21 protein-coding genes are annotated in these 24,030 nt (G+C 40.5%); 13 read left to right on the top strand and 8 right to left on the bottom strand.

Annotated features, from left to right (window positions below; genetic code table 11):
* Positions 1 to 127: 127 nt before the first annotated feature.
* From rsmG to rpmH, 8 genes are all read right to left on the bottom strand, one after another.
* Positions 128 to 853, bottom strand: coding sequence for a 16S rRNA (guanine(527)-N(7))-methyltransferase RsmG (rsmG, locus tag LI126_RS11065; RefSeq protein ID WP_330582922.1), 726 nt, complete (start codon positions 851 to 853; stop codon positions 128 to 130).
* Between the two features lie 114 nt (positions 854 to 967).
* Positions 968 to 2,860: a tRNA uridine-5-carboxymethylaminomethyl(34) synthesis enzyme MnmG gene (mnmG, locus tag LI126_RS11060; RefSeq protein WP_055165907.1), complete on the bottom strand. Its 1,893-nt coding sequence runs from the start codon at positions 2,858 to 2,860 to the stop codon at positions 968 to 970.
* Positions 2,826 to 4,214, bottom strand: a complete 1,389-nt coding sequence (gene mnmE / locus LI126_RS11055; RefSeq protein WP_015527676.1) for a tRNA uridine-5-carboxymethylaminomethyl(34) synthesis GTPase MnmE — start codon at positions 4,212 to 4,214, stop codon at positions 2,826 to 2,828. The genes mnmG and mnmE overlap by 35 nt, the downstream gene beginning before the upstream one ends.
* Positions 4,215 to 4,444: 230 nt before the next feature.
* Positions 4,445 to 5,272, bottom strand: a complete 828-nt coding sequence (gene jag / locus LI126_RS11050; protein WP_055165910.1) for an RNA-binding cell elongation regulator Jag/EloR — start codon at positions 5,270 to 5,272, stop codon at positions 4,445 to 4,447.
* Between the two features lie 75 nt (positions 5,273 to 5,347).
* Positions 5,348 to 6,682 (bottom strand): YidC/Oxa1 family membrane protein insertase, encoded by a 1,335-nt coding sequence (locus tag LI126_RS11045; protein WP_055165913.1) that lies wholly within the window; start codon positions 6,680 to 6,682, stop codon positions 5,348 to 5,350.
* A 12-nt stretch (positions 6,683 to 6,694) separates the two neighbouring features.
* Entirely contained in the window at positions 6,695 to 6,907 is a 213-nt protein-coding gene (gene yidD / locus LI126_RS11040; RefSeq protein ID WP_015527673.1) for a membrane protein insertion efficiency factor YidD, read from the bottom strand.
* A 27-nt stretch (positions 6,908 to 6,934) separates the two neighbouring features.
* Entirely contained in the window at positions 6,935 to 7,270 is a 336-nt protein-coding gene (gene rnpA, locus LI126_RS11035) for a ribonuclease P protein component (RefSeq protein ID WP_015527672.1), read from the bottom strand.
* A gap of 80 nt (positions 7,271 to 7,350) precedes the next feature.
* Positions 7,351 to 7,485 carry a 50S ribosomal protein L34 gene (gene rpmH, locus LI126_RS11030; RefSeq protein WP_004847680.1) on the bottom strand — a complete coding sequence of 45 codons (135 nt, stop codon included), beginning with the start codon at positions 7,483 to 7,485 and terminating at the stop codon, positions 7,351 to 7,353.
* Between the two features lie 698 nt (positions 7,486 to 8,183).
* Here rpmH and dnaA point away from each other — a divergent pair.
* The 13 genes from dnaA (at position 8,184) to LI126_RS10965 (ending at position 23,920) form a co-directional block, all read left to right on the top strand.
* The gene (gene dnaA / locus LI126_RS11025; RefSeq protein ID WP_020436913.1) at positions 8,184 to 9,554 is read left to right on the top strand and encodes a chromosomal replication initiator protein DnaA; all 1,371 of its coding nucleotides are present in this window, start codon (positions 8,184 to 8,186) and stop codon (positions 9,552 to 9,554) included.
* Positions 9,555 to 9,909: 355 nt separating this feature from the next.
* The gene (gene dnaN / locus LI126_RS11020; RefSeq protein ID WP_055145222.1) at positions 9,910 to 11,019 is read left to right on the top strand and encodes a DNA polymerase III subunit beta; all 1,110 of its coding nucleotides are present in this window, start codon (positions 9,910 to 9,912) and stop codon (positions 11,017 to 11,019) included.
* A 157-nt stretch (positions 11,020 to 11,176) separates the two neighbouring features.
* Positions 11,177 to 11,392, top strand: coding sequence for an RNA-binding S4 domain-containing protein (locus tag LI126_RS11015; RefSeq protein ID WP_055165916.1), 216 nt, complete (start codon positions 11,177 to 11,179; stop codon positions 11,390 to 11,392).
* A gap of 69 nt (positions 11,393 to 11,461) precedes the next feature.
* Positions 11,462 to 12,553: a DNA replication/repair protein RecF gene (gene recF, locus LI126_RS11010; protein WP_015527668.1), complete on the top strand. Its 1,092-nt coding sequence runs from the start codon at positions 11,462 to 11,464 to the stop codon at positions 12,551 to 12,553.
* 11 nt (positions 12,554 to 12,564) lie between these two features.
* Complete coding sequence (gene gyrB / locus LI126_RS11005) at positions 12,565 to 14,499, top strand: DNA topoisomerase (ATP-hydrolyzing) subunit B (protein WP_015527667.1); 1,935 nt, start codon at positions 12,565 to 12,567, stop codon at positions 14,497 to 14,499.
* 209 nt (positions 14,500 to 14,708) lie between these two features.
* A complete protein-coding gene (gene gyrA, locus LI126_RS11000; RefSeq protein ID WP_227165388.1) occupies positions 14,709 to 17,258 on the top strand; it encodes a DNA gyrase subunit A in 2,550 nt (849 codons plus the stop codon).
* A 349-nt stretch (positions 17,259 to 17,607) separates the two neighbouring features.
* The gene (locus tag LI126_RS10995; RefSeq protein ID WP_015527665.1) at positions 17,608 to 17,817 is read left to right on the top strand and encodes a pro-sigmaK processing inhibitor BofA family protein; all 210 of its coding nucleotides are present in this window, start codon (positions 17,608 to 17,610) and stop codon (positions 17,815 to 17,817) included.
* A gap of 121 nt (positions 17,818 to 17,938) precedes the next feature.
* Positions 17,939 to 19,066, top strand: a complete 1,128-nt coding sequence (locus LI126_RS10990) for a hypothetical protein (RefSeq protein WP_227165387.1) — start codon at positions 17,939 to 17,941, stop codon at positions 19,064 to 19,066.
* Positions 19,067 to 19,068: 2 nt separating this feature from the next.
* On the top strand, positions 19,069 to 20,283 hold the full coding sequence (locus tag LI126_RS10985) for a CpaF family protein (protein ID WP_155203447.1): 1,215 nt from the start codon (positions 19,069 to 19,071) through the stop codon (positions 20,281 to 20,283).
* The gene (locus LI126_RS10980; protein ID WP_195937470.1) at positions 20,231 to 20,986 is read left to right on the top strand and encodes a type II secretion system F family protein; all 756 of its coding nucleotides are present in this window, start codon (positions 20,231 to 20,233) and stop codon (positions 20,984 to 20,986) included. Before LI126_RS10985 ends, LI126_RS10980 begins: the two co-directional genes overlap by 53 nt.
* Positions 20,976 to 22,247: a type II secretion system F family protein gene (locus LI126_RS10975; protein ID WP_227165386.1), complete on the top strand. Its 1,272-nt coding sequence runs from the start codon at positions 20,976 to 20,978 to the stop codon at positions 22,245 to 22,247. The genes LI126_RS10980 and LI126_RS10975 overlap by 11 nt, the downstream gene beginning before the upstream one ends.
* 31 nt (positions 22,248 to 22,278) lie before the next feature.
* The gene (locus LI126_RS10970; protein ID WP_020437074.1) at positions 22,279 to 22,458 is read left to right on the top strand and encodes a Flp1 family type IVb pilin; all 180 of its coding nucleotides are present in this window, start codon (positions 22,279 to 22,281) and stop codon (positions 22,456 to 22,458) included.
* Between the two features lie 91 nt (positions 22,459 to 22,549).
* Positions 22,550 to 23,920, top strand: coding sequence for a DUF5702 domain-containing protein (locus LI126_RS10965; protein WP_227165385.1), 1,371 nt, complete (start codon positions 22,550 to 22,552; stop codon positions 23,918 to 23,920).
* Positions 23,921 to 24,030: the final 110 nt, after the last annotated feature.

Genomic DNA, 24,030 nt, shown 5'->3' with positions numbered 1-24,030 from the left:
CCTTATTTTTTTTAGGATATCTTCTTTTTAGACTTATTTTCTGACTATTTCGGCATTTTTCAACAATACACTCAAAAATGAAGACCTGTTCACCAGAATGCCAGTAAACAGGTCCTCCTATATTTGCTTATTTTAATGGTTCTTTTGCCGGTAATCCTGCTTTTCTAGGATATTTTCCCGGTGTCTGCTTTGTTTTTTTTATTTCAACAAGTGCACGCCCCATGTCTGTTCCAGGTAATTGGAACTTATCCACATTCTTTACTTTTCCACCTAACAATGAAATCGCATGTTTTGCCTGATGGATTTCTTCTTCAGAATCTCCACTTTTATAAGAAACAAAACTGCCATTTACAGCTACAAATGGAAGGCAATACTCACTCAATGTTGACAGATTCGCAACAGCTCTTGAAACGCAGAGATCAAACTGCTCTCTGTATTCCTTTTTCTTTGCAAAATCTTCTGCTCTTCCATGAATTGTACTGATATTTTCCAATCCTAATTCTTCAATTACTGCCTCTAAGAACTTAATTCGTTTATTCAGTGAATCAAGAAGTACAACCTTCAGATGCGGAAATGCAATCTTCAGAGGAATCCCCGGGAAACCAGCTCCTGTTCCGATATCAATCACGCTCTGCACCTTCTGCATCTCCTGTGTTCTTGCGATTGTCAGACTATCTGTAAAGTGCTTCAGATTCACCTCATCATACTCCGTGATCCCAGTCAGATTCATCACTTTATTCCACTCAACTAGCATTTCATAATACTTGTCGAACTGCTGCTTCTGCCGCTCATTTAATGTGATTCCGATTTTTTCTAATTCTAGATCAAATTTACTCTGTGTGTTCTCTCCCACTATATTCTCCAATCATTATTTCCCACGGAACAGTTTCAACAATCCGACAATACCGTTCCGTAGAATATTATTATAGCATTTTTAGATTCTCATGTATCTCTTTAACTAACACTTTTATTTACTGCTTAAATATACAAGAAGCACGGACACATCTGCCGGTGAAACTCCTGAGATTCTGGATGCCTGACCGATTGACGACGGACGGATCTGATTCAGTTTCTGTTTTGCCTCAAGACGAAGGCTCTGAATCTCATCATAATTAATATTTTCTGGAATTCTCTTGTTCTCAAGCTTCTTAAACTGCTCTACCTGACGCATCTGACGCTTGATATAACCGTCATATTTGATATTAATATCAACCTGTTCTTTCACATCATATGGCAGTTCTTCTCTGTGCTTATCGATCGGTGCGATCTTCTCATAAGACAACTCCGGTCTGCGTATCAGCTCTGCAAGTGTTGTTCCTGATGTCAGCGGTGTGCTTTCATATGATTCAAGCAATGCCTGTACAGCTTCTGTAGTACCTACATTTGTGTGCTCCACACGCTCGATCTCTTTCTCGATCATCTCTTCCTTTTTCAACAGTTTCTGATATCTCTCCTCATCGATCAGGCCCACCTCGTAACCAATCTTTGTAAGACGTATATCTGCATTATCCTGACGAAGAAGCAGTCTGTACTCTGCGCGTGAAGTCATCATACGATACGGTTCATGACTCTCTTTTGTGACAAGATCATCGATCAGAACTCCGATATACCCTTGAGATCTGTCGATCACGATACCTTCTTTTCCCTGCAGCTTTCTCGCTGCATTGATTCCTGCGATCAGTCCCTGGGAAGCAGCCTCTTCATAACCTGAACTTCCGTTAAACTGTCCGCCACTGAACAGACCTTCAATCTCTTTGAATTCCAATGTACTCTTCAACTGTCTCGCATCAATGCAGTCATACTCGATCGCATACGCATTTCGCACGATCTTCGCATGTTCCAGTCCCGGCACACTTCTGTACATTGCATACTGGACATCTTCCGGAAGTGAACTGGACATTCCACCGACATACATTTCATTCGTCTCAAGTCCTTCCGGCTCGATAAACACCTGATGACGGTTCTTGTCCGGGAATTTCACAACCTTATCCTCGATAGACGGACAATATCTCGGTCCCGTACCTTCAATTGCTCCTGAATAAAGCGGTGAACGGTCCAGATTGCCACGGATGATCTCATGTGTTGTCTCATTCGTATAAGTCAGCCAGCAGGACGCCTGATCGATCTGAACACTCTCAGGATCTGTAGTAAACGAGAACGGTACAACCCTCTCATCTCCTTTCTGCTCCTGCATCTTGCTGAAATCAATCGTATTCTTATCAATACGCGCCGGTGTACCTGTTTTGAAGCGATACATCTTAATTCCGAGTGCTTTCAGGCTATCTGTCAGATAGTTGGCACTCTGAAGCCCGTTAGGGCCCGTATGTGTGCTTATTTCGCCGTAAATACAGCGTGCCTTTAAATATGTACCCGTACAGAGTACAACGGCCTTACAGCGGTAAATAGCGCCTGAGTACGTCTGTACTCCTGTGATCTTTCCATCCTCTGCCAGGATCTCTGTCACTTCCATCTGACGGATATCCAGATTTTCCTGGTTCTGAAGCACCTGACGCATTGTTTTACTATAATTTGCCTTATCCGCCTGTGCACGCAGTGAATGCACGGCAGGACCTTTTGAACTGTTAAGCATCTTAGACTGGATAAATGTCTGGTCAATGACTTTTCCCATCTCTCCGCCAAGTGCATCCAGCTCTCTGACCAAATGTCCCTTTGAGCTTCCTCCGATATTCGGATTGCATGGCATCAGCGCAATACTGTCCACACTGACCGTAAAGATCACTGTCTTAAATCCAAGTCTTGCAGTCGCAAGTGCAGCCTCACAGCCCGCATGTCCTGCGCCTACAACGACAACATCATATTCATCTTTATTTTCCCATACAGAACTTGCTGAATATTTCATTTACTAAATCTTCTCCTATTGATTCTCCGGTAATATTTCCAAGTGATTCATAGGCATCCATCAGATCGATCGAATAGAAATCCTCCGGCATGCCGGCGTCAATGCTGAAAATGACTTTCTTCATACTCTCTCTCGCATTGACCAATGCATTTTTTTGTCTTGCATTTGTGATATAAACCTCTTCATTGAATGAGAGATCTCCCTTTAAGAACATTGCTTTCACGGTGTTCTCAAGTTCCTTGATTCCCTGCTCTTCCTTCGCAGAAATCGCAATCACAGGAATCTGCTTCTGAACACCCTTTTGTGAAATCCTTTCACGGATCATCTCTTCTGTCACTACAGTATCCAGATCCGACTTATTAAGCAGAATCACTGTTCTTTTATCATAAATCAAATCAAAGATTTTTTCATCATTTTCGTCAAGATTTCTTGATGCATCTACAACATAAATAATAAGATCTGCCTCTTTTGCGTATTCTTTCGCCTTATCGACACCCATTTTTTCCACAATATCGTCTGTCTGACGGATTCCGGCAGTATCAATGATATTCAAAGTCAGTCCCTGCAGACGGATCTGCTCCTCTAAGACATCTCTTGTCGTTCCTTCAATATCTGTAACAATCGCACGATCATGACCCGCCAGAATATTCAGAAGGGATGACTTTCCTGCATTCGGTTTTCCAAGAATTACTGTCTGGATTCCCTCTTTCATGATCCTTCCATCATCCGAGGAATCAATCAGTTCTTTCAGCTGATCGATCACCTCTTCTGCTGCCTCCTTTAGCACCTCACCATATCCATCGACGCTGATATGCTCCGGATCATCCAGCGCAGTCTCAATAAACGCTGTATGATAAATAATCTTCTCACGGATCTCTTTGATCCTGTTCTTCACACTTCCCTTGAGCTGGCTGATCGAACTCTGCAATGCATACTCATTTTCTGATGTGATCACATCGATGACCGCCTCTGCCTGTGACAGATCCATCTTGCCGTTTAAGAATGCCCTCTTGGTAAATTCTCCCGGCTCTGCCGGTCTTGCTCCCGCCTTTAAGACCGTCTCCAAAACTCTGCTTACAACATAAGTTCCACCGTGGCAGTTGATCTCAACTGTGTCTTCTCCTGTAAATGTACGAGGTCCGCGCATCACCATCACAAGTACTTCGTCAACTGTCTCATCTCCATCCATTACATGTCCATAATGAATCGTATGCGTTGGCACTTCTGTAATCGTTTCTTTCCCTTTATATACACGATCTGCTATCTCCAGCGCTTCACTTCCGCTGATTCTTACAATTCCGATTCCCGAATTAGTCATACCTGTAGAAATCGCTGCAATCGTATCCTGATTCATGCCTTATTTCCTTTCTGTTTTCCTGCTCTGTACTCTGATTTCCTGCTTCCTATATTCTGATGATGTTGGGGGCAAACTCCCCCAACTATGATACCTACGGATTGTTTCGTGCAATGAGCTCCCACAATCCTGGTATCATCATATTTTACCATAGAAAAAAGGACGTTCCACACCTCACGAAAGTATCCGTGAAGCGTAAACGTCCTTTCGCTTCCGATTCATAAACAGTATTATTTCTTCAAAGTAATAACAACTTTTCTGAACGGCTCTTCTCCCTCACTGTGTGTCATCACATAAGGATCTGACTGCAGTGCTGAGTGGATGATTCTTCTCTCATAAGGATTCATCGGCTCAAGTGCTACCGGTCTTCTGTTTCTCTTTACCTTATGTGCAATGTTCTTTGCAAGGTGTCTCAGAGTCTCTTCTCTTCTTGCACGATAGTTCTCTGTGTCAAGCTTTACTCTTACATAACCTTCCTGATGCTTGTTCGCTACACGGTTCGCAAGATACTGCAGAGAATCCAAAGTCTGTCCTCTCTTACCAATCAGAATTCCCATATGCTCTCCACTCATATCTACGCAAAGTGCACCATCCTGATCGATCTCAGTCTTAAGCTCAACTTCCATGTCCATGGCTTTCATTGTATTCTTGAGGAAATCTTCTACTGCTTCGATTGTCTGAGGCTGAACTTCTACAAGTTTTGTCTCTTTCTTAACTTCCTCTTTTACTTCTTTTTCTACAGCTTTTTCAAAAGCAGCCTTCTGAGGTTCATCCGCTTTCTTTTCTGCAGCTGCTTTCTGAGGCTGAACTGTTTCAACCTTCTTTGGCTCTGCTTTCACAGGTTCTTCTACTACAGGCTCTTCTATCTTCTCCTCTTTCGGTTCCGGTTTTCTTCTTGCTTCAATAACTGCCTGCTTCATTCCGATTCCCAGGAATCCTGCGCTTCCCTTCTCGATTACTTCGTACTCCAGTCTGTCGCTTGTTACACCAAGCTGGATTAATGCTTCTGTGATTGCATCATCAACTGTTTTCGCCGATACTCTGATACTACCGTTCATCCCGATTCCTCCATCTTCAAATCCTGACCCGTCTCCTGCTTTTTAAGAGAACGGTTAGGAGTTACGAATCTTCCTTTATTTTTTCTTGCCCTTTTTTTCTTTAGAACTGCTCTCATCTTCTGCCTTCGGCTGGTTTGTCTGCTGTCCGCTGTTATAACGGCTTACCAGATTTGCCTTAGAAGCAAGGCTTCCCGGCTTGGAATTCTGAGCCTTCTGCTTTGCTTTCTGGATCTTTTCTTCTCTCTCTGCTTCAGAAATTCCAGATTTTCCCTTTGTAACAGTACCCACATTACGAGTACTTGTTGTTGCCATCTTATTGATCTCTTTTGCAGAAGTTCCGTGTTTCTCACGTTTCTTCTGTGCTTTCTTCTGGTTCTCTTTGATCATCTCATCAAGAGACTTTGTGCTGAGATATTTGTTGATTGCAAGCTGCTGAATACATCTTACTGCTGCACTTGCTGCCCAGTAGAGACCAAGACCTGCCGGAAGTGTGAATCCCATAAATACTGAGATCAGCGGCATTGTGTATGTCATTGTCTTCATAGAGCTTGCCATCGGGTTATCTTTGTCATCTCCTGCCGGCTGTGGCTGAAGCTTAACACTGATAAACTGTGTCAGACCTGCAAGTACCGGAATAAGTACTGCAAGGATGATTCCTACAACAGATCCGTTGTGTAATGCAGTTGTCAACTGTGTCAGCGGCTGCTCTCCAATATTAATTCCAAGGAAACTGTTCAGGTGAGTAACCTTATCCATTGTCTGCTGTGCAAGATCCGTGATACTCGGCATCTTTTCCATCAGCGTATTCCATGTAGAATCCTGGAATTTATAAAGTACATTTACAATTGTATCTGCCTGGGAATAATCATAAGCCTTTGGGTTCATAAGAACCGGGCTTGCTTCACCGATCGTCTCCATGATCTTCTGGAAGCCATTTGTATTCATGATTGCTTCTGTCACAGGCATATAAACATCTTTAACACCTTTTACATACGTCGGAATATCACGGATAACCGGATACAGCGCGAACAGAATCGGCATCTGGATCAACATCGGGAGGCATCCACCTGTCATGGAAGTTCCATACTTCTCATAAACAAGATTGATCTCTTCCTGCTGCTTCATCATTGAAGCCTGATCTTTCTTTCCTTCGTATTTTTTCTGAATTTTCTTGATCTCCGGCTGCATAACAGCTGACATCTTAGAAAACTTCTGCTGCTTGATTGTAAGCGGAATCATCAATGTATAAATAATGATTGTGAAAATAATGATACAAACACCAATATTCTCAATACCAATCTTGCTAAGTACATTGAAGATACCATTCATTACCTGACCTAAAAGCCAGGCAATCTGTTTGATAATCGGCCAGTCTCCATAACCTGAAGCCAAAAGTCCGTATACTTCCATTACTTATCCTCCTTAAGGTACCGGATCATATCCACCTTTTGAAAATGGATTACAGCGCAGGATTCTCCATACCGCCAGAGCCCCTCCCTTGAGCGCTCCGTACTTCTCGATTGCTTCCAACCCATACTGTGAGCAGGTTGGATAATACTTACAAGTGCATCCGCCCTTCATTCCGGACAGATATTTCCTGTAAAAACGAATCATCCATAACAAGACATACTTCATCTGCGCCACTTCCTTATCATTGTCTTATCAGACATATATGTGATGAAGCTTTCCGAGATGGATCAGTGCACTTTCCACATCATGATAATTCTTATCCTTTGCACTTGTTCTCGCGATTACTACTATATCATACCCACATCGGAAATGTTCTTCTGATAATCTATAACTTTCTCTGATCAATCGGGTAAGATGATGTCTTACCACACTGTTTCCAACCTTCTTACTAACTGATATTCCCAGTCGGTTCTTATTCAGTTCGTTCGGGATTATATACATTACAAGACATTTATTAGCGAAAGATTTTCCATTCCTGTAGACTGACTGAAAATCTTTATTCTTTTTTAAAGACTCAGAAAATTTCATCAATATCCTCTTCATTCCAGATAACAAAAATCCTGTTATCATTTAATATTAAATAGAAGAAAAGGCCACATATATGCGGCCTATGCTGATAACTGTTTTCTTCCTTTTGCTCTTCTTGCTGCCAGAACTTTTCTTCCGCCTGGTGTGCTCATTCTTGCTCTGAATCCGTGAACTTTAGATCTTGATCTCTTCTTCGGCTGAAATGTCATCTTCATATTCTTACACCTCCCTTATGCCTGATATACCTTATAATAAAAGTATTCACAAAATTAACTTCGTTACTGCGCCTCAATATTAAAAGACACTGCTCTTAATTATAGATGGAAAACCGCATAAAGTCAAGCTTTATCAACAATCTTTCCCTTAATTTCTGGCCTTTTTTCATTTTAAAGAGTTTTTCACATTTTCTGTGAATAATTTCACAGTTCCTCGAAACCCTTATATATCAAGGAGTATAACTATTTTTTCACATAATTATACAATAGTTATACAGAAGTTATCCACAAAGTTATCAACATATGTGGATAACTTCTGTATAACCTGTGGAAAACCACTAAATATCGTGTTGATAAAATTTTTTTTATTCATAAAAAACCATATTTATCAACGTTTTAAGATGTTGATAAAGTTATACACACTGTTTTTTCATTGATTCTACAGCTTTTTTGATGTAAAATGTAATGGAGAGACTCTACCATTTTTAGAGTTATCCACATTATTTTAGTACGAAGTTAATAAAAAGTGGCTGTTTTTCACTTTTTTAACAAACAGTTGCTGAAAACATTGTATTTGGGTAGGGGAAAGTCTGCCCTAAAAGCCATAATCAGGAGTTGAATGTGAATAAGTCCTGAATTATTTGCGCTGGATTTTCAACCTTTCCATTATAATTTTAAAAAATTAGGAGTTACTATCGATGAACATTGTAGAACAAAACTGGGATCAGGTACTAAACAAGATGAAGCTGGAATATTGCTCATCCAATATTTCTTATACTACATGGATTGCACCACTTACTGTTTATGAAGTCAAAGACAATACCGTATATATTCTCGTCAAACTGAAGGCGAGTCTTGAACATATTCAAGATAAATATCTGCTTCCTTTTAAGGTCTGCATCGCCGAAGTAACCGGTACAGAATATGAAGTGGAATTTGTAACCGACAGCCCGAAAGTGATTAAGGAAAAGAAAGAGTCTTCCGTCCAGAAGACCCGTGTAAATGCGATTTATGAAAAGGCAAACTTAAATCCAAAGTATACTTTCGACACATTTGTCGTTGGAAGCAACAACAATTTCGCCCACGCTGCTTCCCTCGCAGTTGCCGAATCTCCGGGAGAGATCTACAACCCTCTCTTCTTATATGGAGGTGTTGGACTTGGAAAGACCCATTTGATGCACTCCGTGGCACATTACATTTTGGAACATGATCCCTCCAAAAAAGTACTGTATGTCACAAGTGAAACTTTTACGAATGAACTGATCGATGCTCTTAAAGTAGGTAAGAACGGAAATGAACTGGCAATGACCACATTCCGCGAGAAATATCGTAATAATGACGTTCTTCTGATCGACGATATTCAGTTTATTATAGGAAAAGAAAGTACACAGGAAGAATTTTTCCATACATTTAACCACCTTCATGTATCAGGAAAACAGATTATCATCTCCAGTGATAAGCCTCCGAAGGACATTGAGACACTGGAAGCCAGACTTCGCACACGTTTTGAGTGGGGTCTGATTGCTGACATCTCCTCTCCTGACTATGAGACAAGAATGGCGATTCTTCGTAAGAAAGAAGAACTCGACGGACTTGAGAAATATCATATTCCAGATGAAGTTATGCAGTACATTGCCAATAATATTAAATCCAATATCCGTGAGCTTGAAGGATCTTTGAATAAACTGATCGCTCTTTCTAATCTGGAGAATAAACCGATCGACATTCCTTTGGCTGCTGAGGCCTTGAAGGATATGATCTCACCGGATGATACCCGTGCAGTTTCACCAGAACTGATCATGGATGTGGTTTCTGAACACTTTAATGTACCGGTAGCTGAACTAAAAGGTAAAAAACGAAACGCTGAGATTGTTCTTCCACGCCAGATTGTCATGTATCTGTGCAGAAATATGACCGATACACCACTAAAATCCATTGGTGCCCTGCTCGGTGGTAAAGATCATGCTTCCATTAGCCATGGTGTACGCAAAATTGAGAATGATCTGAAGACAGATGAAGCTTTAAACAACACTGTGAATATAATTAAGAAGAAAATCAATCCTGTATAAGGAAGATAACTCTATAAAATGTGAATAACTTGTCAGTTTTTCGCGTTAATTGTGGATAACTTTGTAGAAAACCTGTAGATTTCTATGTGAATAACGTTGGGATAACAAAAATGTGGATTTTTTGCCGAATTTTTTTCCCCACAGTTTCAACACGTTATTTTTCTGTAATCTACATAGTTATCCAAATCCGCAAACCCTTGATTTTAAAGGGCTGCAGGTACTTATCCACTTATCCACACCCCCTAAGGCGGAGAAGGCGGAATCGATTTATATAAATATACATAAATTACGCGAGAAAAAAACGTTATCCACATACCAACCGTAACCTTGAAATCTGAAAGGAGTAATCATCAACATGAGAATCATATGCAAAAAATCGAATCTCGTAAAAGGAGTCAGTATTGTTTCCAAGGCAGTACCCTCTAAAACAACAATGCCTATTCTTGAATGTATTCTGATTGATGCAACAACGGATGTAATCAAACTGACTGCCAATGATATGGAACTTGGAATTGAAACTACAATTGATGGAATTATTGATTCCAGAGGTATTATTGCATTAAATGCAAAGATTTTTTCAGAAATTGTCCGTAAACTTCCAGACAATGATGTTGTTATTGAAACAGAATCTGACAATCAGGCGATTATTACTTGTGAAAAAGCGAAATTTAATATCGCAGCCCAGTCAGGAGATGATTTTTCTTATCTTCCGGCGATTGAGCGTGAAGATTTTATTACTATTTCCGAGTTTACTTTGAAAGAAGTTGTTCGCCAGACTATTTTTTCAATTGCTGACAATGATACGAATAAGATGATGACCGGAGAACTTTTTGAGATTGACAATGATGTTCTCAGAGTGGTTTCTCTTGATGGTCACAGAATTTCAATCCGGAAAATCGAACTGAAAGATGCTTATCAGCCGAGAAAAGTAATTGTTCCTGGAAAAACTCTTCAGGAAATCAGCAAGATTATTGGCGGTGAAGCGGATGCTGAAGTTGAGATTTCGTTTACAAAAAATCATATTGTCTTTGAATTTGACAGAACATTGGTTGTTTCCAGACTGATTGAAGGTGAATATTTCCGAATTGATCAGATGCTGTCCAGTGATTATGAGACAAGAGTACATGTGAATAAAAAAGAACTGTTAGATTGTATTGATCGTGCAACTCTGCTTATCAAAGAGGGAGACAAAAAGCCGATTATCATTGATATCAAGAATGAATCAATGGAGTTGAAGATCAAATCACAGATTGGATCTATGGATGAACTGATTTTCTGTACAAAAGACGGAAAAGATCTGATGATCGGATTTAATCCAAAGTTTTTGATCGATGCACTTCGCGTGATTGAAGATGAAGAAGTAGACTTGTATTTTATGAATGCAAAAGCACCTTGCTTTATCAAAGATGAGAATCAGTCTTACATTTATCTGATTCTTCCAGTCAATTTTAATGCTTCTGTCTAAACTCAGAAAATAATAGATTATGCGGAGCAGACGCCCTGCTCTGCAATTTTTTGACTTTTCAAAATCTAGAAAATTAAAAGTTTAAAAATGTTTAAAAAGTTTAAATAAAAATAAAGATCAAAAACACTGATAAAAATTAATTAAGGAGTGATAAGAAATGGAAATAATCAAACTGCGCCCTCAGGATGAATTCATTAAACTCGGTCAGGCGCTCAAGGCAGCCGGGTTAGTTGAAAGTGGTGTTGAGGCTAAGGACGTAATTCAGAACGGGCTTGTTCTTGTAAACGGAGAAATTGATACGAGACGCGGAAGAAAGCTTTATCCGGGCGATATAGCTTCTTTTGACGGAAATGAAATAAAAATTGAAAAATAATTAAAAAACGTGTAGAATAACATGTGAGAGGTTTTCTCGCTCGTGTTATAACGTGATGGCGGGGAAATTATGATAATCAAGTCTTTAAAGCTGAAAAATTACAGAAATTATGATTTATTAGATTTGACCTTTGATCCGAAAACAAATATTTTGTACGGTGACAATGCTCAAGGAAAGACAAACATACTGGAAGCATTGTATTTGTCTGGAACGACGAAATCTCACAGAGGAACGAAGGATCGGGATATGATACAGTTTGGGTATGATGAATCCCATCTGGAGACAGTAGTTGAGAAAAAGGGAATCATTTTCCAGATCGATATGCACCTGAAGAAAAACAGTCCGAAGGGAATTGCAATCGATAAGGTACCGATTCGCCGTGCAAGTGAGTTATTCGGTATTGTCCATTTTGTTTTCTTTTCTCCGGAGGATCTTAATATTATCAAAGAGGGTCCGGCAGGAAGAAGAAGATTTATTGATCTTGAGCTTTCCCAGCTTGATAAGATCTATCTGAACAATCTTTCGAACTATAACCGTATTATTAACCAGCGTAATTCACTTTTGAAGGATATCTATGGCTCGAACCAGCAGCATTTGCTGGAGACACTGGATATCTGGGATATGCAGCTGGCTGCTTATGGAACAAAGGTTTTGGACAGAAGAAAAGAATTTGTACGACAGGTGAATGAGATTATTTCAGAGATTCATTTCCGTCTGACAGGCGGGAAAGAACGGCTGTCATTGACTTATGAATCAAGTATTGGTGAGATGTCGATGGAGCAGGCTCTGAAGAAAAACAGGGAGAGGGATCTGCGGATGAAAAGTACGTCTGTAGGTCCTCATAGAGATGACCTGTGTTTCCTGTCAGGAGATTTGGATATTAGAAAATTTGGTTCTCAGGGACAGCAAAGAACAGCTGCGCTGTCGCTGAAATTAGCTGAGATTGAACTGGTGAAGCGGATCATTGGGGATACGCCGATCCTGTTATTAGACGATGTTTTGTCTGAATTAGATAAAAACAGGCAAAACTATTTACTGGATAGTATTCATGATATACAGACGGTGATTACTTGTACGGGACTGGATGAGTTTGTAAATCATAGATTTTCTATCAACAAGATATTCCATGTGAAAAGTGGACATGTAGCAAAAGAAAACTAGGAGGTTTAAGAATGGGTGCATCAGGTACAGAATTTGACGCTGAATACGGAGCGGACCAGATTCAGATTTTGGAAGGATTGGAAGCCGTAAGAAAAAGACCGGGTATGTACATTGGCAGCACTTCCGTCAGAGGACTTCATCACCTGGTTTATGAGATTGTAGATAATGCGGTGGATGAGGCTCTGGCCGGATACTGTGATAAAATTCAGGTAGACATTAACAAAGACAATTCGATAACGGTCACAGACAATGGGCGTGGAATTCCTGTAGGAATCAACCATAAGGCAGGACTTCCTGCAGTTGAGGTTGTATTTACAATCCTGCATGCCGGTGGTAAATTCGGCGGTGGAGGGTACAAGGTATCCGGAGGATTGCACGGAGTAGGTGCATCTGTTGTTAATGCTCTTTCTGAGTGGCTGGAAGTAGAGATTGCCAACGAAGGAAAGATTTATAAACAGCGTTATGAGCGTGGTAAAGTATGCTATAAACTCAGAGTTGACAGAGATTGTGAGCCGGAGATGAGAGGAACAAAGGTTACTTTCCTTCCGGATAAGGAAATCTTTGAGGAAACAGTATTTGATTATAATACACTGAAACAGCGTTTCCGTGAGATGGCATTCCTGACAAAGGGATTGAAGATTCACTTAAGAGATCTTCGTGAGGAAGAGATCCATGAGCATATATTCCACTATGAAGGTGGTATTAAAGAATTTGTAACATATCTGAACAAGAGTAAAACTGCGCTCTATGAGCAGATTATTTACTGTGAAGGTATGAAAGATAATGTTGCAGTTGAGGTTGCTATGCAGCATAATGACTCTTACAATGAGACTACTTACGGTTTTGTAAATAATATTACAACACCGGAGGGTGGTACTCATATTGCGGGATTCAGAAGTGCATTGACCAAGGTATTCAACGATTATGGCAAGAAAAATAAGCTGCTGAAAGAGAATGAGCAGCTTTCAGGAGAGGATATCCGTGAGGGACTGACTGCGATTGTCAGTGTCAAGATTGAGGATCCTCAGTTTGAAGGACAGACAAAGCAGAAACTTGGAAACAGTGAAGCACGTGGAGCTGTTGATAATATCGTCAGAACACAGCTGGAGATCTTCCTGGAGCAGAATCCAAGTGTTGCAAAGATGATCATCGAAAAGTCTGTTATGGCACAGCGTGCCCGTGAAGCAGCCAGAAAAGCAAGAGATCTTACAAGAAGAAAGTCAGCTCTTGAGGGAATGTCCCTTCCGGGAAAACTGGCAGACTGTTCAGATAAAGATCCGTCCAAGTGTGAGATCTATATTGTCGAGGGAGATTCCGCCGGCGGTTCTGCGAAGACAGCCAGAGACCGTGCAACTCAGGCAATCCTGCCACTTCGTGGTAAGATTCTGAACGTAGAGAAAGCACGTCTTGATAAGATTTACGGAAATGCTGAGATTAAGGCAATGATCACAGCATTTGGAACGGGAATCCACGAAGATTTTGATATCAGTAAGCTGAGATATCACAAGATCATTATCATGACCGATGCCGATGTTGATGGAGCGCACATCAGTACACTTCTTTTGACATTCCTGTATCGTTTCATGCCGGATCTGATCAAAGAGGGATATGTATATCTTGCGCAGCCGCCGCTGTATAAGCTGGAGAAGAACAAGAAGGTATGGTATGCATACAGCGATGACGAACTGAACCAGATTCTTACAGAAGTTGGTCGTGACAGCAACAATAAGATCCAGCGTTACAAAGGTCTTGGAGAGATGGATGCAGAGCAGCTTTGGGAGACAACTATGGATCCGGAGCACAGAATCCTTCTGCGCGTAACAATGGATGATGAGACCTCTTCCGAGCTCGATCTTACTTTCACCACCCTTATGGGAGACAAAGTAGAACCAAGAAGAGAATTCATCGAAGAAAACGCAAAGTATGTACAAAACTTGGATATATAGTAGTTATAGCGACACAACAGGCAACTTCGGGCAGGGCTGATTCGAGTTTACTCGAAAGCAGACCTGGACGTAGTTGTCTGGGTTGGCATTAGAAATGCCAACCCAGCGAAAAAATCGTCAGATTTTTGAGCTGGTGTAGAGCGTAAAAACGCGAAACCCAGTCAGGTTTTGAATATGATAGACTGACCCTAGAAAAAAGGAGACAAGTGATGGAAGACAATATTTTTGACAAAGTCCATGAAGTCGATCTGAAAAAGACGATGGAGACTTCATACATCGACTATGCCATGAGCGTAATCGCTGCCCGTGCTCTTCCGGATGTTAGAGACGGACTTAAGCCGGTACAGAGACGAATTCTGTACTCAATGATAGAATTAAATAATGGACCGGACAAACCGCATCGTAAATGTGCGCGTATTGTCGGTGATACGATGGGAAAATACCATCCTCATGGAGACAGCTCGATTTATGGAGCTCTCGTTAATCTTGCACAGGAGTGGTCTACCCGTTATCCTCTTGTAGATGGACACGGAAACTTTGGTTCAGTGGACGGTGATGGCGCTGCTGCAATGCGTTATACAGAGGCACGTCTGAGTAGGATCTCCATGGAGATGACAGCGGACATTAACAAAAATACCGTAGATTTTATCCCGAACTTTGATGAAACAGAGAAGGAGCCTACTGTACTTCCGTCCAGATTTCCGAATCTTCTGGTAAATGGAACATCAGGTATTGCAGTAGGTATGGCAACGAATATCCCGCCGCATAATCTGCGTGAGGTTATTTCAGCAGTTGTTCAGATCATAGATGATCAGATTGCAGATAAAGAAGAGACGACAATCGAGGAAATCCTTGAAATCGTGAAGGGACCAGATTTCCCTACAGGTGCGGAGATCCTTGGAACAAGAGGAATTGAAGAGGCATACAGAACAGGACGCGGTAAGATCAGAGTGCGTGCGGTGACAAACATTGAGCCAATGCAGAACGGAAAGAACAGAATTATTGTTACTGAGCTTCCGTATATGGTAAATAAAGCACGTCTGATCGAAAAGATCGCTGAACTTGTAAGAGATAAAAAGATTGATGGAATCACTGATTTAAGTGACCAGTCTAACCGTGAAGGTATGAGAATCTGTATTGAGCTTCGTCGTGATGTGAATCCGAATGTAGTTCTGAATCAGTTATATAAACATACACAGCTTCAGGATACATTTGGTGTGATCATGCTGGCGCTCGTTGATAATCAGCCGAAGGTTATGAATCTTCTTGAGATGTTGCAGTACTACCTGCGTCATCAGGAAGATGTTGTGACAAGAAGAACACAGTATGACCTGAATAAAGCACAGGAGAGAGCTCATATTCTGAAAGGATTACTGATCGCTCTGGATAACATTGACGAAGTCATCCGCATCATCCGTGGTTCTAAGAATGTTCAGGAAGCAAAAGCAGAATTGATCAAACGCTTTGGACTCAGTGATGCCCAGGCACAGGCAATCGTAGACATGCGTCTGCGTGCACTCACAGGTTTGGAACGTGAGAAGATTGAAGCTGAATATGCAGAGCTTATGAAGAAGATTGAAGAGTATAAAGCAATTCTTGCTGATAAAAAACTTCTTCTTGGTGTGATCAAAAAAGAGATTCTTGTAATTGCTGAGAAATACGGTGATGACAGAAGAACTAAGATTGGATTTGATGAATTTGACATCTCCATGGAAGATCTGATTCCGCGCGAGAATGTCGTAATTACAATGACAAAACTTGGATATATCAAGAGAATGTCTATGGACACATTCAAGAGTCAGAATCGTGGTGGTAAAGGTATTAAGGGAATGCAGACTCTGGAGGATGATTACATCCGAGAACTGTTTATTACAACCAGTCACCATTACATTATGTTCTTTACAAACACAGGCCGTGTCTACAGACTGAAAGCTTACGAGATTCCGGAGGCAGGAAGAACTGCGCGTGGAACAGCAATCATTAACTTACTCCAGCTGATGCCGGAAGAGAAGATTACTGCGATCATTCCGCTTCGTGAGTATGAGGAAGGTAAGTATTTGTTCATGGCAACGGAGAAAGGTCTTGTGAAGAAGACTCCGATTCAGGACTATGCAAATGTCAGAAAGACAGGACTTGCGGCAATCGTACTGCGTGAGGATGATAAGCTGATCGAAGTTAAGATCACAGATAATACAGAGGATATTTTCCTCGTTACAAAATACGGTATGTGTATCCGTTTCAATGAGACAGATGTACGTTCTACAGGCCGTGTTTCTATGGGCGTACGTGGTATGAACCTGACAGATAATGACGTTGTGATCGGTATGCAGATCGAAAGCCAGGGCAAAGATATGCTGATCGTATCTGAGCGTGGTATGGGTAAACGTACAGACATGGATGAATTTACTCGTCAGAATCGTGGCGGTAAAGGTGTGAAATGTTATAAGATCACAGAGAAGACAGGAAATGTTGTCGGAATGAAAGCTGTAGATGAAGACAGTGAGATCATGATCATCAACACAGAGGGAATTATTATCCGTATGAAGTGTTCTGATATCTCTGTTTACGGCAGAATCACATCAGGTGTAAAACTGATCAACCTGAAGGAAAATGACACTGTAGCGAGCGTTGCGAAGGTGAGAAAGGCTTCTGCCGAGATCGACGGTGAAGAAGTTGAGATTTCTGATGAAGATGAGTCTGAAAAATCAGAGGAAGGATCAGTTTCTGAGACAACTGAGCAGGAAACAACAGAGGAATAAAGTTGTTATGTTTTACAGAAGATTGTAAGCTGTTCTGAAAAATAAAAAGATAAGAGAAAGTGGATGGAGTTTACTTGATTACAGTGAACTTTATCCGCTTTCTTTTTTGAGTATAAAGAATTGAAAATGGAATCAAAAGGAATAAAAAAGAGACGAAAAAAATAAAATAAATCAAGGTAACTGTTCAGAGCCAACCTCCAAAATGCTACGCATTTCATCGGTGTGGCGTATCCGCCAAATAAAATTTCAAAAACAGTCTTAAAAATGCAAGCATTTTATACCTGTTTTTTGAAATTTTGCTTGGCTCTGAACAGTTACAAATCAAGAAAAAACAGATTGGAAGAGTGAAATGAAAAAGAAAACAGGATACTTTTTTCTCAAGTTTTTTATACGTGCAACCATAGGAATGGCGTTGATTTTTATAATAAACAAATATGTTCTTCCAGCAGATTCTTCAATTAATGTCGGTTTGAATCCGATGACCTTTTTGACATCCGGAACCCTTGGAATTCCTGGGGTTTGTCTTCTTTATAGCATTACATGGTATCAATTTTTGTAAGTTTTTTACAAAAACATTATATTTTTAATTTTGGTATGGACAAAACAGAAGTGCCCGTATATAATCTCACTTACCAACAGAAAATCATCTGTTGTAGCATCAGTGAATTGGGGAATTACTGATGAATCTTTTGCATCGAAGCGTTGGACCTTCGGTACAATTTCTTTATTCAGGCTGTATGATCGCAGCAAAGTTTCGAATTATGACAATTGAGCAAAGAGCAGTAAGAGGAACTGCTGAGAATTTTGTGATTTGTGATACACAAAAGAGTTATTCAGAAAATCTGTTCAGAAGATTATCTGAGAAATTATCCGGTTATTTTCAGTTTCATGTATTTCATGATATTGAGAATCTGAAAATAGCAGCCAAGAGTATGCAGGTAAATATTCTGCTGATCGGAGAAGAGTATGGAAAAGAAGACCGGGATGAGATTCCGGCAAGACAGAAGTATCTTCTGATCGGCGAGAAGATTCCGAACGAGAGAAGTCCCACAGAGATTCCATTCTTCCGGTATCAAAGTGTCAGCAGTATGCTGGAACTTTTACTTCAGGAAAAAGATCAGGAAAATTCAGAAGTACAGACGCATCAAATCCAACTTGTCTCAGACAGATCGCAGACAGTGAAAGCAAATGTAAATGGTCTGATCGGGATCTATTCACCGGTTCATCGAATCGGGAAGACAAGGTTTGCCATGCGTATGGGACGAGTTCTTTCAGAATCGATTCCTACGTTGTATCTGAATCTGGAAGGATATTCAGGATTAAATTATTACCTGCCGGAAGAATCCGGAATGAATCTTGGAGATCTGCTGTATTACATGAAGCAGGAAAGTATCAATCCGGTATGGAAGATCAGTACTTTGATCAGCCATATGAATGGGTTGGATTATATCGCACCGATCCGGGCAGAACAAGATTTCAGAGAAGTGACAAAAGAAGAATGGAATCAACTTTTGGATCTGATTCTGGAGAAGAGTATTTACAAAGTGATCATTCTTGATCTTGGAGATACGGTAGACGGTCTGTATGATCTGTTAGGAAGATGCAGTAAAGTTTATACGCCTTACATTGAGGAAGGTGCAGCAAAAGCAAAACTCAATCAGTATGAAGAGAATCTTAGATCAGCAGGATATGGCGAGATTCTTAAGAAGACGGTAAGACGCAGAATGGGAAAGCCAAGAAATCCTGTTGCTTTAGAAGCATCTGCAAGTAAAATTACGGAATTTCCGGACAGAGAAAGGAAGTCGTAAGGATGATTAGAAAAGAGCAGCTGTATGAACAGATCCTTGAACAAATCGATCTTACGAAGGAGACGGATGATGAAGAACTGCAGGAGCTGATCCGCACAGTATTGGATGAGGCAGCAGATGAAGAATATATTTCGTTGAGTGATAAGATCAGAATCGGGCGTGAGTTATTCAACTCTTTTCGTAAACTGGATGTTCTGCAGGAGCTTCTTGAAGATGATTCGATTACAGAGATTATGGTAAATGGAATCGACCATATCTTTTATGAGAAAGAAGGAAGAATTTTCCGGTCTAAGAAGTGTTTTTTGTCTCAGGAGAGATTACTGGATGTGATTCAACAGATTGTAGGTGAATCGAACCGTTATGTAAATGAGGCCTCTCCGATTGTGGATGCAAGGCTGAAGGATGGATCTCGAGTAAATGTTGTATTGAATCCGGTTGCTGTGAATGGACCAATCCTTACAATCCGAAAGTTTCCATCGGAAGCAATTACGATGGAACAGCTGATCCGTATAGGCAGCGTAACTGATGAAGCTGCTAACTTTTTGAAAAAGCTGGTAGCAGCAAAATATAATATTTTTGTCAGTGGTGGAACAGGAGCAGGAAAGACAACTTTCCTGAATGCGTTGTCGAACTATATACCAAAAGGAGAACGCCTGATCACGATCGAGGATAATGCAGAGTTACAGATTCAGGGAGTTCAGAATCTGGTGCGCTTAGAAGCACGCGGACCGAATGCAGAAGGAGAAGGGGCTGTAACCATCAGAGATTTGATTAAGTCAGCACTTCGTATGAGACCGGATCGAATTGTTGTAGGAGAAGTCAGAGGAGAAGAGACAGTAGATATGATATCTTCAGCAATGTTGAATGGTCACAGTGGTTCAATGTCAACAGGACATGCCAATAATCCAACAGATATGTTACACAGACTGGAAACAATGATGCTGATGGGGATTGATCTTCCGTTACAGGCAATTCAAAGACAAGTTGCATCGGCACTTGATATTATCATTCATCTTGGAAGACTTCGAGATAAGACAAGAAAGGTTTTGCAGATTGTAGAAGTGGAAGGTTATGAAGATGGAAGGATCCAGACAAAGGTTCTTTATGAATTTAAGGAGGAGGGGATGAAGAATGGAAAGATACAGGGATGCCTTATGAAGAAAAATGAAATCACGAATAAAGAAAAACTCCTGGCTGCAGGATATCACACCATCTGAATATACTGTCGGAATCATAAAATGTACGGTGAGATTTCTTCTGATTTTGTATTTGTTTTATGAATCGATACTTCCGGCAATTCTCCTGTTCCCGTTATGGTTCTTATACATGAAGGAGTGGATGGAAGAGAAAGCAATCGGAAAAGAACAGGAATTCAGGAGGCAGTTCAGAGATAGTATCCAGACAATGGCAGGGGCACTTAAGGCAGGATATTCTGTAGAGAATGCAATCAGGGAAACAAATCGTGATCTGATTGGAATGTATGATGCGAATACAAGGATTCGAAAAGAATATGGTCAGATGGTAAGGAAGTTGGATCTGAATCTGTCAGTTGTAACCGTATTGAATGAATTTGCGGCTGAAGTAAAGCAGGAGGATGTGACAAATTTTATTACAGTTTATGCAGCAGCTAAGGTCAGTGGTGGGGATTCAATTGCGATTATCAGAGATGCGGCCAGAACAATCGGAGAGAAGATCGATACAGAACGTGAGATACAGACCATGTTGGCTGCGAAAAAGCTGGAATTTGAAATCATGAGCGTAATCCCATTTATAATGATTCTCTACATGAAGATGACATTTGGTGAATTCTTAAGTGTCCTGTATGGTACATGGACCGGATGTATCGTAATGAGCATTTGTCTTGTACTTTATCTTGGAGCATACAGGTTTGGAAGGAGGATTCTACAGATTGAGATTTAACAAGAAGTGGAAAAAAGTACTTCAGCCTGAAAAAGGAAAATATGAAATCTATAAAAAGGCCGGAATCGTTCTTTTATTGTCAATCGTAATGTTTAGTGCAGTGTATGTCACAGATAATCATCGTCAATTAGCACAGGATGAAAATGGAAACCGGATTTTGGAAAGAAAAGGACAGGGAGAAGGAAAAAAGACAGAAAAAATCCAGATGGAGACAGGCGAGTGGAAAGAGAAGATGAAGGTTCAGATTTCGGAAAAGAAGTATGCAAAAGAAGAGATTGGAGAACAGCTTTCTAAGGCGGCAGAAGAACTTCCGGCTCAGATCCTTGGTGAAAACAAAAGTCTGGATGAGGTCAGGTCAGACCTGAATCTTATTATGGAAATTCCACATACGGGAATCAGCGTGTCATGGGAACTTGATAACTACGAGGTTATGAACAGCAGAGGTGTTTTAAAGCAGGAGAAGCTGACGGAAGAAGGAACACTCGTCAAATTAACCGCTGTCCTTCGATATGATGAGGAAAAAATGTCCTGTGAATTTTATGCACACCTGTTTTCCACACCGTTGTCAAAGAAGGAAGGTGTTCTGAAAAAGATATCCCAGGAAGTAGAAAAAGCAGATCAGGAACAGCGGGAAAAGGATTACCTGATATTGCCAGATCAGGTAGATGGAAGAAAATTATCCTGGAAGCCTGTGAAGGAAATGAGAGCATTTGGAATTCTTTTGCTTGGCGGAGTGATGATTGTATTCCAGTTTACAGCAGAGAAACAAAAGCAGAAAGAACAACGAAAGAAAGAAATCAGACAGATGCAGTTTGATTATCCGCAGCTGATCAATAAATTCAGTCTGTATATAGGGGCAGGAATGACAGTGAGAAGAGCCTGGATCCAAATTGTAAAAGAATATGACAAAGAGAAACACTATCTTGGAGAAAGAACAGTGTATGAAGAGATGAGATATACAATGAATGAACTGAAGAATGGAAGACCGGAAAGTGAATGCTACGAGGCATTTGGAAGGAGGTGCGAAAGTCCGGTTTACCGAAAGTTCGGAATGCTTTTAAGTCAGAATTTAAGAAAAGGAACCAAGGGATTGACGAATCTGTTACAAAGAGAGGTGCAGGAAGCTTTTGAGGAACGGAAAAATATGGCAAAGAAACTTGGTGAAGAGGCAGGAACAAAGTTGATGATACCGTTGTTTCTTATGTTGGCAGTCGTGTTCGTGATCGTGACTGTTCCAGCGTTTTTGACGATTCAGATTTGAGAAAAAGAGAGAAAAGAAGGAGAGATACAAGATGAGAAAATTATTGATAAGAAAAAATAAAGATAAGAAATATGTTGCCGCGATCACAACAATTGAACTGGTTTTAATTTTGGTTATATTAATTGCGCTTCTGTTGATTTTTAAAGAACAGTTGATTAGTCTGATCACTACGATTTTTGAGAAAGTGACATCAGAAAGCTCCGGCATATAGCATGCGGTCCGTAAAAGGCGAAATTACTGTATTTTTAAGTTTATCATTTACTTTGTTACTTTCATTTATCTTTGGAATTCTAGAGTCTGCTGTGATTCAAGGATCAAAAAATCTCAGCAGAATTGACACAGATCGGGCAATCTACTCCGTTTTCGGAGAATATCATCAGGAACTTATGGAACAATATCATGTTTTGGGAATTGATCTTGGTTACAGGACAGGAAATTATGAAGAAGAAAATCTGATCCAGCGTTTGCATTATTACAATTCTGGTTCTACAGATCATCAAATCAAGGGAATTCAGTATTTGACAGATCAATCCGGACAGGCATTTCGAGAACAAGTGCTGGCTTATATGGAACAAAGGTATGGAATGGATCTGGTTAAAAAGTTTACCGGAACAACAGAGAAATGGGAACAGACAGAGACAGAAGAATCTGATATGGAAAAGAAAACAGATGAAATGACAGATGCAATGGAACGGGTGAATGACAGTCTTGACGCATCCGGCAGTCAAACGGAAGGAGAAGACGTGGAAGAAGGTCCAAGTCTGCCAGATGAGGAGAATCCGTTTCGTATTATGCAAAAGATAAAAAAAGAAGGAATTCTTTCTGTTGTGATTCCGAAAGGAAAAAAAGTATCTGAAAAGAGTGTTGATTTGTCGGGGCAGGCATCAAAGAGAACTTTGAAAAAAGGATATGGGACATTCCCAACAAGAAAAGGACTTGATCAGACAACGGAGAAACTTCTGTACAACGAATATCTTCTCAAAACATTCGGCTATGCATTTCGGCAGGATTCAGAACAATCAGAAGGAACGGATGAGAGTGGAGAGAAGGAATGGCAGTCTGATCGGTCGGATGCTTTAGCATACGAACTGGAATATATTCTACAAGGAAAAGGATCAGATAAAGAAAATCTGGAATCCGTGTTATTTCGTCTTTTTCTTCTGAGAATATCAGGAAATTATGGCTGTCTGTCAAAGGATATGGGACGAATGGCAGAGGCAGAAGCACTGGCTGTGACAATATCTGCACTACTACTGATGCCAGAAGCGGTAGAAGCTTTGAAACAGATGATACTTGTTGCGTGGGCAGGAGGAGAAAGTGTTATGGATCTTCGTTGTCTTTTGGATGGAAAAAAAGTTCCACTGGTAAAAAGTGCAGATAAATGGGTTGTTTCTCTGTCACAGCTGCCACTTCTTCTGACAGATGGTGGAAGTGTAAGGGGAAATGATTCAGGAGAAGGAGTCGGATATTCCGATTATATCAGGATGTTTCTCTTTTTGAAATCGGTGCCGGAAATTACAATGCGGACTTTAGATTGTGTAGAAGAGGCACTCCATTCCAAACATATTTTGTTTCAGGCAGATCAATGTGTGACTAAATTAGAAATACAGAATAAGATAATCGTTTATAAAAATCTAAATTACCAATATCCGGTTTATTTCGGATATGAATGAAGCCAGAATTACCCCCGGTGCAGATGCCCTTTCAGACCTTCTTTTGTACACCCCAAAACGTACACTCAGAATCCTGCAATCCCTCTTGCAGGAAACCCACACACTTTAGA

The sequence above is a fragment of the Mediterraneibacter sp. 210702-DFI.5.30 genome, from assembly GCF_020560115.1.
Lineage (GTDB): Bacteria > Bacillota > Clostridia > Lachnospirales > Lachnospiraceae > Mediterraneibacter > Mediterraneibacter faecis.
This window is presented reverse-complemented; position numbering and strand designations above follow the sequence as displayed.

Excerpts from the sequence above, each read along its gene's own strand:
- mnmG (WP_055165907.1), bottom strand. The coding sequence starts at position 2,860 with ATGAAATATTCAGCAAGTTCTGTATGGGAAAATAAAGATGAATATGAT.
- mnmE (WP_015527676.1), bottom strand. The coding sequence starts at position 4,214 with ATGAATCAGGATACGATTGCAGCGATTTCTACAGGTATGACTAATTCG.
- jag (WP_055165910.1), bottom strand. The coding sequence starts at position 5,272 with ATGAACGGTAGTATCAGAGTATCGGCGAAAACAGTTGATGATGCAATC.
- LI126_RS11045 (WP_055165913.1), bottom strand. The coding sequence starts at position 6,682 with ATGGAAGTATACGGACTTTTGGCTTCAGGTTATGGAGACTGGCCGATT.
- yidD (WP_015527673.1), bottom strand. The coding sequence starts at position 6,907 with ATGAAGTATGTCTTGTTATGGATGATTCGTTTTTACAGGAAATATCTG.
- rnpA (WP_015527672.1), bottom strand. The coding sequence starts at position 7,270 with ATGAAATTTTCTGAGTCTTTAAAAAAGAATAAAGATTTTCAGTCAGTC.
- rpmH (WP_004847680.1), bottom strand. The coding sequence starts at position 7,485 with ATGAAGATGACATTTCAGCCGAAGAAGAGATCAAGATCTAAAGTTCAC.
- dnaA (WP_020436913.1), top strand. The coding sequence starts at position 8,184 with ATGAACATTGTAGAACAAAACTGGGATCAGGTACTAAACAAGATGAAG.
- dnaN (WP_055145222.1), top strand. The coding sequence starts at position 9,910 with ATGAGAATCATATGCAAAAAATCGAATCTCGTAAAAGGAGTCAGTATT.
- LI126_RS11015 (WP_055165916.1), top strand. The coding sequence starts at position 11,177 with ATGGAAATAATCAAACTGCGCCCTCAGGATGAATTCATTAAACTCGGT.
- recF (WP_015527668.1), top strand. The coding sequence starts at position 11,462 with ATGATAATCAAGTCTTTAAAGCTGAAAAATTACAGAAATTATGATTTA.
- gyrB (WP_015527667.1), top strand. The coding sequence starts at position 12,565 with ATGGGTGCATCAGGTACAGAATTTGACGCTGAATACGGAGCGGACCAG.
- gyrA (WP_227165388.1), top strand. The coding sequence starts at position 14,709 with ATGGAAGACAATATTTTTGACAAAGTCCATGAAGTCGATCTGAAAAAG.
- LI126_RS10995 (WP_015527665.1), top strand. The coding sequence starts at position 17,608 with ATGAAAAAGAAAACAGGATACTTTTTTCTCAAGTTTTTTATACGTGCA.
- LI126_RS10990 (WP_227165387.1), top strand. The coding sequence starts at position 17,939 with ATGAATCTTTTGCATCGAAGCGTTGGACCTTCGGTACAATTTCTTTAT.
- LI126_RS10985 (WP_155203447.1), top strand. The coding sequence starts at position 19,069 with ATGATTAGAAAAGAGCAGCTGTATGAACAGATCCTTGAACAAATCGAT.
- LI126_RS10980 (WP_195937470.1), top strand. The coding sequence starts at position 20,231 with ATGAAATCACGAATAAAGAAAAACTCCTGGCTGCAGGATATCACACCA.
- LI126_RS10970 (WP_020437074.1), top strand. The coding sequence starts at position 22,279 with ATGAGAAAATTATTGATAAGAAAAAATAAAGATAAGAAATATGTTGCC.